Genomic DNA, 13,355 nt, shown 5'->3' on the forward strand with positions numbered 1-13,355 from the left:
TACTTTTTTATGATAAAACTTCGTATGATATCACTTTGTTTATGCATATCATAACGCACTATTATAGTTAAAAATAAATTACTGTCGTATCATTTAATTCATAATGACAAAAACTAAATGGACATTGAATTGACTTGTCCACATCAAGTTTAATATTTAAAAGGTATATCGAATGGATAAGTTTTTCGTGCTCAACTTCTTTGTAGATACTTTAAAATTAATGCGTATTAGTGACAACTTGATTCCGCGCTAAAAGACCTTGAGCGACATCTTCAATATTTAAAATACAAGTTTGAATCATTTGGTCTCTTGTTAAGACTGACGCACTACCAATATGAGGTGTCACGACCACATTTGGATATTTTAATAGTGGATGATCCGTACGAATCGGTTCATCACGTACTACATCCAATCCACAACCCGCAATCTCACCATTTTCTATCGCTTCCACTAAATCTTCTTCAACGACTAAGTCCCCGCGACCGATATTTATGAAAATGGCATCATTTCGCATATTTTTAAACACTTCTTTATTAAACGTGTTTTGCGTTTCAGGCGTAGAAGGCGCTGTACAAATGACGAAATCACTTTCTTTAATTAATGTATCAAATGAGGTATAAAAAGCACCCAACTCATGTTCCGCTTTCATATTTCTTGAGCGATTATGATATAAGATATCTGCATTAAAGCCTTTAAGTCTTCTCGCAAAGGCACGCCCAATTTCACCCATGCCAAAAATACCCACTTTAGATTGGTAAATATCTTTTCCTGCAAGCAAGTAGGGACCCCAACTTTCCCATTGACCTTGTTGCACATATTTTTCTGCTTCGACAATTCGTCTTGAAGTAGCCATCATTAAAGCAAAACCTAATTCAGCAGTCGTTTCAGTTAAAACGCCTGGAGTATTAGCAACCTGCACATGACTTTGCTCAGCTATTTGAAGATCAATGTTGTCATAACCGACAGCCATATTCGCTACAACCTTTAATTTTGGCGCTGCTTCAAAAAGAGTCGCATCGATACGTTCACTTAATGTTACGAGTAGGGCCGTTTTATCTTTCGCCGCTTCCACAAACTGTTCACGAGGCATAGGTGTTAATTCATGATCCCACATCTCAACTTCACCTAATGCTTCTAATCTTTCTAAAAACTTTTGAGGAATACGTCTAGTGACTAAAATTTTCTCCATGAATGATCACTCGCTTTTTATAAGATTTTCACACAATTCATTTAAATCTTTCACACTATATGTAGGCGGTGTTTCTCGATTCATTGCCTCTTCTTTTGAAGTTACACCTGTTTGGACGTGAATGGTATCCATACCTACATGAATGCCTGACATAATGTCTGTATCATAAAGATCGCCAATCATGGCCACTTCACTTTTATCTAATTGCAACATTTCAAGTGCTTTTTCCATTATAGGCGTTTCAGGTTTCCCAATGAAAATCGGTGTCTGTTTAGAGGAGACAGTCACCACACTTGTAATCGAACCATTTCCCGGCAAAAAACCTTGTTCTTTAGGGATAGACGGGTCTGGGTTAGTTGAAATGAATGTTGCACCATTTTGAACAGCTAATGTCGCTTTTGTTAATTTTTCATAATTGACCGCTTCATCTAAACCGATAACCACGTAGTCCACATGAATATCATCTTTCAATTGAAGTCCACTCTCCTCTAAAGCCGTTGCTAAGCCTGTTCCACCTAGCATATACACTGTAGCGCCTGGATGTTCTCCACTAATATAATCCGCAGTCGCCATTGCAGAGGTCACAACTTCTTGTGGTTGAGCTGAAATATCAAAACTCGCTAACTTATCGACAACATCTACAGGTGCTTTTGTAGAATTATTCGTCACATAAATATGCGGAATATCATTTTGATTCAAATAATCAATAAATTCCGCAGCACCTTCAATTTTTTGGCTGCCTTTATACATTGTTCCATCTAAGTCGATTAAATAGCCTTTATAAGCTTTCATTCACGCTTTCTCTCCTTTACCAAATGCTGTCACTGGTACATTTTCATTTTCTAAAAACTGGACAATTTCTTTAATAAATTGTTGATAATACGGCACGGCTTTATCAAATAAAGGTACTAACTGTGTCGCATCGAGCTTGTCATAATAATGAACAAACTGACGTCTCACATCAATCGTTTCGTGTAAGATATTTTGAGTCTCTTTAGAAATCGCACCTTCAAGTTCTAAAATGTCAATCACATCTTTGTAATTTCCAGGGTCTCTTAATATAAAGCCATCGATAATCATATTGCCGATGTCAACAGATGACTCAATCAACATTTGTGCCACACGCTCAAATGCGTATGAATTGGATTTCACTTCTGGATAATCTTGGGTTAATTGGTCTAAATATTTGAGTTTAGTTTCTAATTGTGTTTTGTCAACGAAATACACTTTTATGTCACCCCTATTCTTCTCTATCATATCACAATTTTGCATGCAACTTCATTTATCGCTATACTTGGCATAGTATGATTTTAAAGGAGTATACAAGATGATAGATATGTTTTTATATGATGATGTTGAGCCTTCTCAGATTAGATTCGTTGGCTTTGTTGGCGAACATAGTCGCTATGATCTCGTGTTGATTCAAACAGATCGTCATTATGGGAAAACTTTGGTTTTAAATACACAGACAAATAAATTTGGCATTATTGGAACTGATGATTTAGAAGAGGAAGGCTACATTTCCTATATATTAGGTGTCAGTGATGAAGAAGCAGACGAAATTACTGCTTATTTAAATGAAGTGATTCAATAAAGTTCATCGTTCATTTAGATTTCCGTTGATATAAATTAAGTGATGCGAATGTGATTATTTTTAACTATAACAGTGAGTCATGACACGCATAAACGAAGTATGGATGACGAGACACTTGAGGTAACAAGATGAGCACGAGACTACAGGCTGATCCGAAGTCATTCAATAGAAAGTTTTACTACAAAAAGGAAGCGCCCAGACGATTTTCTATTAAAAATCATCTGAGCGCTATTTATTTTGGGATTTCCATCCCAACCTTCCTTTTTGTATACAGGCTAAAATTTCGCCTCACCTGATAAGAGATGACTCAGGCTGTGCATAGTTTTTACCAAGACATACACAACCAAGCCCAAACATCTTCTGACCTTTGCGTGTCTATCCGATTATCTCTCTATTTTTACACGCTAATCATAAAATGGTATTAATCTTGAATTGTTGGCTGAATTTTAACATCTTTCAGCTTGTTCTCTTCTGAAGGTGCCCCTTCATGCCCCAATTGCGCTTCAGCTTCGCGCTTCGACAAACGACGTACAATAAAATAAGCGCAACCAAAGTTACAATATTCATATAAATAATCTTGTATCGTTGAAAAACGCTTATTAAAGTCTGCCTTTTTGTATGAATCATGATAAAACCCTTTAAGTCTTAGTTGCTCATAACCGTAATCGCCTACGATAAAATCATATTTATCTAGAATCTCAGAATATCTCGAGATAAAATCATCTTCGTTAAATCCATCTTTATAAGACTCAATTAATTCAAAATAGTGATTTCCTACTTTTATCATGTTGCTATCACCTGGATTTTATATTTTAAGTTGTTGGTCACCAAGCTGTTGTTTTTGTTTCGCTGCTTCATTAACTTGTTCATCTGCATGATATGAACTACGTACTAATGGTCCTGCTTGACAATGTTTGAAACCTTTTTCCATAGCTACTTTACGCAATTTACCAAACTCTAAAGGTGTATAATATTTTTGTACTTTTAAGTGCTTACGAGAAGGTTGTAAATATTGTCCAATTGTTAAAATATCAACACCATTGGCACGTAAATCGTCCATTGTTTCGTGCAACTCTTCAATTGTTTCTCCTAATCCCACCATAATACTTGATTTTGTTGGAATATCTGGTTGTAATTCTTTAGAACGACGTAAAAATTCTAAAGTACGATCATACGTTGCACGAGCACGTACTCTTGGTGTTAAACGTCGTACTGTTTCAATATTATGATTTAAAATATCAGGTTTTGAAGCCATTAAAGTTTCTAACGCTTCATAATCACCACCCATATCAGATGGTAAAATTTCAATTGTCGTAAATGGATTTCGTTCACGCACTTTACGTACGGTTTCAGCGTATACATTAGAACCAGCGTCTTTCAAATCATCACGTGCAACAGCAGTAATAACGACATGTTTTAAATTCATTGTTTCTACTGATTGTGCAACACGTTCCGGTTCACCTAAGTCCAACTCATTCGGTAAACCTGTCTTAACAGCACAGAAACGACAAGCACGCGTACATACCGCACCTAAAATCATAAATGTCGCCGTACGACGTTCTCCCCAACATTCATGAATATTAGGACATTTAGCTTCCTCACAAACGGTATGTAAGTTTTTTTCGCGCATCATTTTTTTAAGTCCTGTATAATTTTCGTTCGTGTTTAACTTTATCTTTAACCAATCCGGTTTACGTAAAATTTCTTCATTTTTAGTAGCCATAACAGCGGATAACCTCCCGTAATTTATAGGTCTCAATACATTATAACGAACTTCACACAAAATTAAAATGTACGAGGCTTATTATTTATATTGCCAATAATTTATCTTTAAAGATGTCTCTTAAAAATTCAGGCATTAAATACATGATTTCTGCATCTTTCAACATTGGGAAATAACGCCCAAATGTATACATATCTACCGTACCTAACGTATATATTTCATCATCATCAATCTCTACACCTTTAACAAAATAGCGCTCACTAGATGCGATAAACCCAGCATCATATAAAATATAGCCTCCAAAAATATCGCCGCGAAAACCTAATCCCTGTGCGTGTTCATACATATAGGCCTGTTCTCGCGCTTTCAACAGCACTTCTTTTAACTGCGCACCTGTGAGTTTCACTCGAACCGCGTTAATCGGATGTGGCAACATTTGATGCACATCATATTCTGTTAAATACTTATTTTCATAGCCTATTACGACTAGCCCTGCATTAATTATTGTACAATCGGCGTCTGTAAATTCATGGACACTTTGTGCAAGTAAATAACTTGTTTGCGTAATATAATTCATAGCTCGAGGCAATGTCATTCTCTTTGTCACAATCGGTTGATCTAATAATGCGCGGCCTTCTTCTTCAAAATGCGTTTCCACTTTAGGTAACGTATCTAATGGGTGTAAAATCGCTTGTTTAGAGACAACTTTTCGATTCTCAATATCGAGCGTCACCTCTCCAAGAAAATGGCCATACTTGCCTGCTGCAGCCATTAATACCCCATTTTCAACTTGCCCATGTTCAAAATAGTGATGTGTGTGTGCACCAAAAATGACATCAATTTCTGGAATCGCTTCGCATAGTTTTTCGTCAAAAAAGATGCCGACATGGCTGAGTACAATTAAAACATCATATTGTCCTTTTTTAGTGTCTATTTCTTTTTTAATCGCATCAAATGGATCAGTGACAATCCAATCCAATGCACGATAGAACGGCGTGAAAGCGGCTGTTGCGGCCACATACATAATACGAACGCCTTCTATTTCTTCAATATAAGACGACAAAAAATGCCGTGGATAATTGCCTGATTCATCTAATACGTTCGTACAAGTCACTTTAAATGTTGCATCGTCATATAACGTGTTAAGCGCTTCATGAGAAATCGTCATGCCTTCATTATTTCCTATTGTCGCCACATCACAACCGGCTTCATTTAATAATTCAATATTACGCTTACCTAATGTGCCTTCTGTCACAGGAAGTGATAAATCGACATGGTCCCCAATATCGACGTAACGTGAAGCGTGCGTTAAAGTTGGTCGCGTTGCTTGGAGGTATGCTGTAATACGTGTATAGGCATGCAAATGACTGTGAATATCATTTGTATGATAAATCGTTAAACGCATAATATCGCCTCACTTTAATTAAAGAATGAACGTATAATTAAATATACGCCTAATGCTAACATGACAAGTCGTAGAATCAATACGACTGTGTCAGACTTGACGGTTTTATTTAATTTTACACCTATCTGTGCACCAATCCAACTGGAAATGATTAGGATAATACTGTATCCCCATAAGACATGACCAAGAACGATATGACCTATTGAACCCGTTAAACTTGAGAAAAATATCATCATCATACTCGTACCCACAGCCACGTGAGGTGGAAATCTAAAGACGAGCAACATGAGCGGTGTCATCAATGCCCCCCCACCAATGCCAAATAACCCTGCTGTTAAACCAATGACGAATGAAGCGATAATAGCGATGGAAGGCACCACACCATAGCGATAATGTTCTCCATGCGCATCAGTAAAAGATTTCATATAACGTTCTTGTTGAAATGCTTTGATTGGCGGAATGCGATGGCGTATCATTAACATTATTGCTACTACAATTAAAAAAATCCCAAAATATAAATTGAATGAATGGATTGTTAAATATTGGCTTAAATACGCACCGATTAACGCACCAGGAATAATACCAATTAAAAATAAAAAGCCATTTTTGATATCAACTTGTTTTTGTTTCAAATAACCAATCGTTGAAGAAAGACCGGTCGCAATGAGAATAATTGAGGATGTCCCAATTGCAGTTTGAGGCGTAATCTCATCTAAAACATTCATGGTGACACCAAAGTAAATGAGTGTAGGGACAATAATAATACCACCACCGATTCCAACGAGTGAACCGATAATAGCGGAGAGAAAACCAACTAATATAAGAATAATTATACTCAAAATTATAACCTCCCTTTAAAATAATTTAAGTTGTTGCGGGGCAAGTCCTTCGTAGTCTATCCCTAATAATTTCTGAAAGTATTTTGCATTATTTGCGGCGTGTCCACCTGAATTATTATTAAAAACAACATAGACTTGCTCTGCTTTATGATCTAATAACTTGATTTTGTCAGCTAATTGTTGAAGTTCCGCTTCAGAATAATCATAAAGATAGCGGACATCACGCCATTCTTGATCAGACATATCTTTTTTAGTCCACCCGTATTGATTTCGCCCATGAAATCGAACTAATGCCGTTTGATGCGTAATTCGATTCACAAAAGGAATACTGCCCTCACCTACTTGAGGTTCATCACACACCGAATGGATGAGTTGATGTTCTGTTAAAAAAGCAAGCGTATGCTCTTTCATGTCGCCTTTAAACCAAGACTGATGTCGAAATTCTATACATACAGGAAACTGCTTCAACTGCTCGCGTACATAACGAATGTATTGAATGTTCTTTGTAGAGCAATCAAACCACGGTGGAAATTGGACTAACACCATCGCTAGTTTTTGTGCTTCAACAAGCGGTTCAATCATTAATCGAAAATCATTGAATAACTGCGAAATCGAATCCGCAAAATCATGATAATCAGCATGAAGCGTTAATGCTTGATGAATTTTCACAACAAACTTAAACCGTTCAGGCGTCTCTCTAATCCATTTTAAAATATTATGTTCAGGTTGAATTGCATAATATGAAGCATCTAATTCAACAACTGGAAAATGACTTGCATACGTTTTTAATTTATCTGATTTTCTTTGTAAATCTTCATACAGGGTGTCGTGATCGCCCCACCCTGTTAGACCAATTTCTATCATTTTTATCACCGTATTTATTTTATCATATCAATATTGGGACTTGCCTTTTAATCACTTGAACAATATCATCTTCTGATCAAACTGAGTTATTAACGCGCCTCACAGCTATCTTTACGGTTGACTGATATTAAAGCAGGGTATAAGTGAAGAAAATAATCTCACAATAAAAGGAGCTTCAATCATGGTTGAACAAATCGAATATGGCACACATGAAGATCAGCACTACGATGTCTATGAAAACCAACAGGCTCAATTCAATGCATGGATTGTGCTTATTCACGGGGGATACTGGCGCCAAAAATATAGCAAATCAATGATGGATCCTTATATCGATTTTTTTATTGATGCAGGCTATTCAGTCGTCAATATCGAATACCGTCGTGGCTCAGAGCACCCTTGGCCTTGTCCAACTGAAGATGTTGCACAAGCTGTCTCACATTTTAAAGATTCAAACTACGCACCAACACAAGTCATTGGTATAGGCCATTCTGTGGGTGGACAACTTGCGCTCCTTCAAGCTGATTTATTCAATCAAATCGTCGCACTTGCCCCTGTCACCGATATACTTTACACATTACATCAACATTTAGGTCAAGATGCTGTAGCTGAATATTTTAATACTTCTGCTACACATACACTACGAGAAGCCTCACCGCTGACGCAAACGCCGATTGATGTGGAAACATTAATCATTCACGGATTTAATGATACTTCTGTGCATATAGACACGACATTATCTTATGTACAAGAAAATTATAAATACGGGCATTATATGACACTTTATGCATTGCCTTATTTAGATCATTTAGACTGTATTAATCCAACAGCGACACATCAAAATATGTTGTTAGAATGGCTCTCTCATCGTGCCTCATAGATAAAGAAACAAGCCCATTACAAGTTGAACTTGTCAATTTGTTGTTGGGCTTGATTTAATAATTGTTTAAAAAGAGTATTCACATCATCATCTTTTGCTAAACGAACACCTTGGCCACTCCAAACATGTATCCACTCTGATTGACCGCTTTTCGCCGCAGTGGCACGAATTTGTTTTGTTAAATCATTTTGTATCGGATAAGGTAATACGTCTACTTCACTTTGTTCCAAATTCTCTATAATTTTATTTTTAATGCCCCTTGCAGCCTTACCACTTAAAACTTTTGTGACAATGGTATCTGTTTCGTCGCTCTCAAAAATCATGCGCTTTTGAATTGACTTGGCCTGGCTCTCTTTTGTTGTTAAGAAAGCTGTCCCCAATTGAACAGCATTTGCACCTAACGCGAGACTCGCTATCCAACCTCGTCCATCCATAATACCACCTGCTGCAATGACTGGAATAGAAACGTGATCAACAACTTGAGGAACTAATGCCATTGTGCCAATCATCGACTGTATCGCCTCTTTTTTAAATGTACCTCGATGACCACCTGCTTCGCTTCCTTGAGCTACTACAAAATCAAGTCCTGCTTCTTCTACAGCAATGGCCTCTTCAACTGTCGTTGCATTGCCAATTAAAAAAATATTCGCCTTTTTCAGTCGCTGTATCATCGCTTTTGATGGAATACCAAAAGTAAAGCTACATACAGGAACTTGCAAGTTTACAATGATATCAATCATTGCTTCAAATTGCGCTTCACTATGTTCGCCAACTATGGCAGGTGATAGATTTAAACTTTGTTGATAGGGCTTTAAAAAAGTATTCATGCGTTCAACAGCTTCTTCGGTGTATGAAAAGGTTTCAGGAACAAATAGATTAACTGCGAATGGTTTTGACGTCAGTGCTTGAACTTGTTTAATAGAAGCGGCTAAATCATCAAGTGATAAATAACCTGCTCCTATCGTGCCCAATCCCCCATTTCGGGATACTTCTGCGACAAGCTCTGGTGTTGTTGAACCCGCCATCCCCGCTTGTATGATTGGATATTTTAAACGAAGTCGCCGTGTCAATTCAGTTTGATACCACATCAAAATCTCCCCCTTGTATTTGAGAACAGTGATGACAATCGTTTATTGTACTAGCGAACTTGATTCAATTTATCGCTTTCTTCACGATCCATTTCATCTTCAATTTCCATACCTAGCATTTCTTCAATCAAATCTTCATGCGTGACAATTGCATCTGTACCTCCATATTCATCTAACACAATCGCCATATGTTTTCGCGTAACGGTCATTTTTCTGAGTACCCATTCTGCACGATTATGCTCATAAACAAATAGTGGCTCTGAACAGAAATCTAAAACTGACTTTTCAGGTTTTTTACTCCATGCAAGTAAATATTTTGAATGAAATACCCCTACAACATGATCGATGTCGCCTTCATAAACCGGGTAGCGCGTATATGGGTGATTAGTGACAATGTCATACACTTCATCATAATCATTTTCTACAGATAACGAAGTCACATTCACACGAGGCGTATTGTTAATATCGTTCACTTTCAAACGGTCAAAGTTCATGACGCCTTGGATACGATTACGTTCCATTTCATTAAAGGCACCCTCAGTCCCCGCTATAGAAACCATTGTACGCACTTCTTCTTTAGACATACCTTGGTTCTCTTGACCGCGAGATAATAAGCGATTAATCCCATCTGTTATCGCATTTAAAATTACGGTAATTGGCTTTAATATAATGACAAAAAAGCGAATAACCGGAAAGACAAGTCGAGCAATCGGATCTGGAAATGTGGCAGCTATTGATTTCGGGATCACTTCCGCAAAAACAATAATCACTATAGTTAAAATCGCCGAAGCAATCCCGACGTTTAACCCTAAATCAACCGCCAATATCGTCACCAACGTTGGTAATAAAATATTTGCGATATTATTACCAATCAATATGGTCGTAATAAACGCACTCGGTTTATCTAAAAGCTTTAATAAGTTTGCGGACTTTTTATTGTTATGGTCCGCTTCAGATTTGAGTTTGACCCTGTTTGCTGCAGTGAGTGCAGTTTCACTTCCTGAAAAGAAACAAGATACAAAAATTAATAAAATGATCGCAATGATCATTAATCGGTTCCCCCTCTAATTTTCAGTAAAAGCCAACAAGCCTCTAGCCCAGTCATTTAAGCATTCATCGAAAACGACAATAAACTCGGCCTACGTGTTTTATAGTTGAACTTTCCACCTTTAAAATCATCTTAAAATCGTAAATTTTAAATCATAAAATCATATTAATTTTATTGTCTATGATGCGCATTTAAATTGCAAGTTAACTACTGACAAAAAGATTACTAAGTTTATACCCTTAATAATTAGGCATATGCAATTGCATCTCATAACATTTTAAAGCAAGCATGTTAACGCTTCGCAGTAACATTTCAAAAAGGACAATTAAAACAACGAACATTGATTTTCATAGTATGTTTTGCAGACATTGATTAAGTTACTTCATAAATTGTTCCATATGAGCAGAACAAAACTTTGATTCTTGTTAAATTGAATTTAAAATATGCGATACTGTATTAATAAGCATGTGCAATGCAATCACAACAAGAAGGTTTCGATTTGATGTTAAATATACATAAGTAAGTGTAATACCTCCTAAAATAAAAGGTAAGAATGTCCAAATAGATTGAAAATGTAAAAAGTGTGCAATACCAAATAATAAGATAGACACACAAGACATTGTTAAGTAGCCCCATTTCTTCCCTAATTCGCCGATAAGTAAATGACGAAAGAGTATTTCTTCGACAATTGGCGTCAGTCCACCTATAGTTAATAAGCTCAATATAAAAATATAATTTTGGGTATCCAATATTGCAAGTGGGGCTACTTTTTGATAAATCAAAATAAAAGCACTCCAAATGATGTAAACAAAAATGATTTTCTTAATATAAAAACGTAATTCCATCCACCTTTGTTGAAACTGTTTGAAAATTGAATCTCTTTTTAAAAAAATGAAGAGTAGAATAATAATCAGTTGTGCTGTAAACATAATAATATTGAATAATAGTGCCTGCATTTCAGGGGTTAAATGATAATTCATCACCGTAGATAACATATTTGGCAAGTATTGCTCAGCTAATATAGGAGAAAAATATTGAATCAAAACAAAAAGTGGAAATAATATAAAATCTTGATATCTTATTTTCTGTCGCCTTATTGTAAGATTTGACATAAGTACCTCCTATTATACATATTTTTACAAGCATAGCATTTAGCCCAATATTATACAATATATAAATGATAGCTATTAAAAAAGGATAGTCTCTAACGTGAGACTATCCTTTAATCAGTAAATACCATTTTAACGAAGAGGCACTCTATCCAATAGAGCCTTCCATTTCAAATTTGATTAATCGGTTCATTTCAACGGCATATTCCATTGGTAATTCTTTTGTGAATGGTTCAATGAATCCCATAACGATCATTTCTGTTGCTTCTTCTTCAGAAATACCACGTGACATGAGATAGAACAATTGCTCTTCAGAAACTTTAGAAACTTTTGCCTCATGTTCAAGTGAGATATTATCGTTGAAAATTTCGTTGTAAGGAATTGTGTCAGAAGTTGACTCGTTATCAAGGATTAAAGTATCACATTCGATATTAGAACGTGCACCTTTCGCTTTACGTCCAAAGTGAACGATGCCGCGATAAACCACTTTACCGCCATCTTTAGAAATTGATTTTGACACAATTGTAGAAGATGTGTTCGGTGCTTTATGAATCATTTTTGCACCTGCATCTTGGACTTGACCTTGACCTGCAAAAGCGATAGAAAGCGTGCTACCTTTAGCACCTTCACCTAATAATACACAAGCAGGATATTTCATTGTCAACTTAGATCCTAAGTTCCCGTCGACCCATTCCATGTTACCATTTTCATGAACGAACGTACGTTTAGTAACTAAGTTATAAACATTGTTAGCCCAGTTTTGGATTGTTGTATAACGTACGTGTGCATCTTTGTGGACGATAATTTCTACAACCGCTGAGTGTAGAGAGTTTGTCGTATACACTGGTGCTGTACATCCTTCAACATAGTTAACAGAGGCACCTTCATCAGCAATAATGAGTGTACGCTCAAATTGTCCCATATTTTCTGAGTTAATACGGAAGTATGCTTGTAAAGGTGTATCTAATTGAATATTTTTAGGCACGTAGATGAATGAACCACCTGACCATACAGCTGAGTTTAAAGCGGCAAACTTATTGTCACCAGCAGGGATAACAGATGCGAAATACTCTTTAAACAAGTCTTCATTCTCTTTAAGTGCAGTATCTGTATCTTTGAAGATAATACCTTTTTCTTCTAGTTCTTTTTCCATATTATGGTAAACGACTTCAGATTCATATTGTGCAGACACACCTGCTAAATATTTTTGTTCTGCCTCTGGGATACCTAATTTATCAAACGTACGTTTAATTTCTTCTGGCACTTCATCCCAAGAACGCTCTGAACGTTCTGAAGGTTTGACATAATACGTAATGTCATCAAAGTCTAATTCTGATAAATCTCCACCCCATTGAGGCATCGGCATTTTATAGAATAACTTTAAAGCTTTCAAACGAAAGTCTAACATCCATTCAGGTTCATCTTTCATTCTTGAAATTTCGCGTACAATATTTTCTGTCAAACCACGCTCTGATCTAAAAATTGATACGTCTTCATCATGGAAGCCATATTTATAATCGCCTACATCAGGTGCTTTTTTAGCCATCAATCATCACTCCTATTTCTTAATTAATACATGAGTACCCTTTGACTACCCAATTCTCTATTTTGAAATACGT

14 protein-coding genes are annotated in these 13,355 nt (G+C 36.3%); 2 read left to right on the forward strand and 12 right to left on the reverse strand.

Annotated elements, in window-relative coordinates; translation table 11 throughout:
• Positions 1-217: 217 nt before the first annotated feature.
• From KM149_RS09470 to KM149_RS09480, 3 genes are read right to left on the reverse strand one after another with little or no spacing between them, the layout of a single operon-like run.
• Positions 218-1,189, reverse strand: a complete 972-nt coding sequence (locus KM149_RS09470) for a 2-hydroxyacid dehydrogenase (RefSeq protein WP_103356705.1) — start codon at positions 1,187-1,189, stop codon at positions 218-220.
• A gap of 6 nt (positions 1,190-1,195) precedes the next feature.
• Complete coding sequence (locus tag KM149_RS09475; protein ID WP_214972530.1) at positions 1,196-1,981, reverse strand: TIGR01457 family HAD-type hydrolase; 786 nt, start codon at positions 1,979-1,981, stop codon at positions 1,196-1,198.
• Positions 1,982-2,416, reverse strand: coding sequence for a DUF86 domain-containing protein (locus KM149_RS09480; RefSeq protein WP_016424594.1), 435 nt, complete (start codon positions 2,414-2,416; stop codon positions 1,982-1,984). It lies immediately after the preceding gene.
• Between the two features lie 100 nt (positions 2,417-2,516).
• Between KM149_RS09480 and KM149_RS09485 the strand changes: the two genes are divergently transcribed.
• Complete coding sequence (locus tag KM149_RS09485; protein WP_016424593.1) at positions 2,517-2,783, forward strand: DUF3055 domain-containing protein; 267 nt, start codon at positions 2,517-2,519, stop codon at positions 2,781-2,783.
• A 421-nt stretch (positions 2,784-3,204) separates the two neighbouring features.
• On the opposite strand, the gene KM149_RS09490 is transcribed toward KM149_RS09485, so the two are convergent.
• The 5 genes from KM149_RS09490 to KM149_RS09510 all read right to left on the reverse strand — a co-directional run bounded on the left by KM149_RS09490 (position 3,205) and on the right by KM149_RS09510 (position 7,614).
• Positions 3,205-3,570, reverse strand: a complete 366-nt coding sequence (locus KM149_RS09490) for a YutD family protein (RefSeq protein WP_060830194.1) — start codon at positions 3,568-3,570, stop codon at positions 3,205-3,207.
• Between the two features lie 18 nt (positions 3,571-3,588).
• Positions 3,589-4,506 (reverse strand): lipoyl synthase, encoded by a 918-nt coding sequence (gene lipA / locus KM149_RS09495; RefSeq protein ID WP_016424591.1) that lies wholly within the window; start codon positions 4,504-4,506, stop codon positions 3,589-3,591.
• A gap of 85 nt (positions 4,507-4,591) precedes the next feature.
• Entirely contained in the window at positions 4,592-5,911 is a 1,320-nt protein-coding gene (locus KM149_RS09500) for a bifunctional metallophosphatase/5'-nucleotidase (RefSeq protein WP_241415324.1), read from the reverse strand.
• Positions 5,912-5,925: 14 nt separating this feature from the next.
• Positions 5,926-6,756 (reverse strand): sulfite exporter TauE/SafE family protein, encoded by an 831-nt coding sequence (locus KM149_RS09505; RefSeq protein ID WP_214972544.1) that lies wholly within the window; start codon positions 6,754-6,756, stop codon positions 5,926-5,928.
• Between the two features lie 9 nt (positions 6,757-6,765).
• On the reverse strand, positions 6,766-7,614 hold the full coding sequence (locus KM149_RS09510) for a DUF72 domain-containing protein (RefSeq protein WP_214972535.1): 849 nt from the start codon (positions 7,612-7,614) through the stop codon (positions 6,766-6,768).
• A gap of 181 nt (positions 7,615-7,795) precedes the next feature.
• On the opposite strand from KM149_RS09510, the gene KM149_RS09515 reads away from it, so the two are divergent.
• Positions 7,796-8,491 (forward strand): alpha/beta hydrolase, encoded by a 696-nt coding sequence (locus tag KM149_RS09515; protein ID WP_050345903.1) that lies wholly within the window; start codon positions 7,796-7,798, stop codon positions 8,489-8,491.
• A gap of 17 nt (positions 8,492-8,508) precedes the next feature.
• Here KM149_RS09515 and KM149_RS09520 read toward each other — a convergent pair whose 3' ends face one another.
• From KM149_RS09520 to sufB, 4 genes are all read right to left on the reverse strand, one after another.
• On the reverse strand, positions 8,509-9,579 hold the full coding sequence (locus KM149_RS09520; protein WP_165546106.1) for an NAD(P)H-dependent flavin oxidoreductase: 1,071 nt from the start codon (positions 9,577-9,579) through the stop codon (positions 8,509-8,511).
• 50 nt (positions 9,580-9,629) lie between these two features.
• Complete coding sequence (locus KM149_RS09525; RefSeq protein ID WP_165546105.1) at positions 9,630-10,628, reverse strand: CNNM domain-containing protein; 999 nt, start codon at positions 10,626-10,628, stop codon at positions 9,630-9,632.
• Positions 10,629-11,052: 424 nt separating this feature from the next.
• Positions 11,053-11,739, reverse strand: coding sequence for a CPBP family intramembrane glutamic endopeptidase (locus KM149_RS09530; protein ID WP_215021775.1), 687 nt, complete (start codon positions 11,737-11,739; stop codon positions 11,053-11,055).
• 145 nt (positions 11,740-11,884) lie between these two features.
• A complete protein-coding gene (sufB, locus tag KM149_RS09535; RefSeq protein WP_016424582.1) occupies positions 11,885-13,282 on the reverse strand; it encodes a Fe-S cluster assembly protein SufB in 1,398 nt (465 codons plus the stop codon).
• Between the last annotated feature and the right edge of the window lie 73 nt (positions 13,283-13,355).

Origin of the sequence: Staphylococcus coagulans (genome assembly GCF_022557135.1) — a bacterium.
Classification (GTDB): domain Bacteria; phylum Bacillota; class Bacilli; order Staphylococcales; family Staphylococcaceae; genus Staphylococcus; species Staphylococcus coagulans.

Excerpts from the sequence above, each read along its gene's own strand:
- KM149_RS09470 (WP_103356705.1), bottom strand. The coding sequence starts at position 1,189 with ATGGAGAAAATTTTAGTCACTAGACGTATTCCTCAAAAGTTTTTAGAA.
- KM149_RS09475 (WP_214972530.1), bottom strand. The coding sequence starts at position 1,981 with ATGAAAGCTTATAAAGGCTATTTAATCGACTTAGATGGAACAATGTAT.
- KM149_RS09485 (WP_016424593.1), top strand. The coding sequence starts at position 2,517 with ATGATAGATATGTTTTTATATGATGATGTTGAGCCTTCTCAGATTAGA.
- KM149_RS09490 (WP_060830194.1), bottom strand. The coding sequence starts at position 3,570 with ATGATAAAAGTAGGAAATCACTATTTTGAATTAATTGAGTCTTATAAA.
- lipA (WP_016424591.1), bottom strand. The coding sequence starts at position 4,506 with ATGGCTACTAAAAATGAAGAAATTTTACGTAAACCGGATTGGTTAAAG.
- KM149_RS09500 (WP_241415324.1), bottom strand. The coding sequence starts at position 5,911 with ATGCGTTTAACGATTTATCATACAAATGATATTCACAGTCATTTGCAT.
- KM149_RS09510 (WP_214972535.1), bottom strand. The coding sequence starts at position 7,614 with ATGATAGAAATTGGTCTAACAGGGTGGGGCGATCACGACACCCTGTAT.
- KM149_RS09515 (WP_050345903.1), top strand. The coding sequence starts at position 7,796 with ATGGTTGAACAAATCGAATATGGCACACATGAAGATCAGCACTACGAT.
- KM149_RS09520 (WP_165546106.1), bottom strand. The coding sequence starts at position 9,579 with ATGTGGTATCAAACTGAATTGACACGGCGACTTCGTTTAAAATATCCA.
- KM149_RS09525 (WP_165546105.1), bottom strand. The coding sequence starts at position 10,628 with ATGATCATTGCGATCATTTTATTAATTTTTGTATCTTGTTTCTTTTCA.
- KM149_RS09530 (WP_215021775.1), bottom strand. The coding sequence starts at position 11,739 with ATGTCAAATCTTACAATAAGGCGACAGAAAATAAGATATCAAGATTTT.
- sufB (WP_016424582.1), bottom strand. The coding sequence starts at position 13,282 with ATGGCTAAAAAAGCACCTGATGTAGGCGATTATAAATATGGCTTCCAT.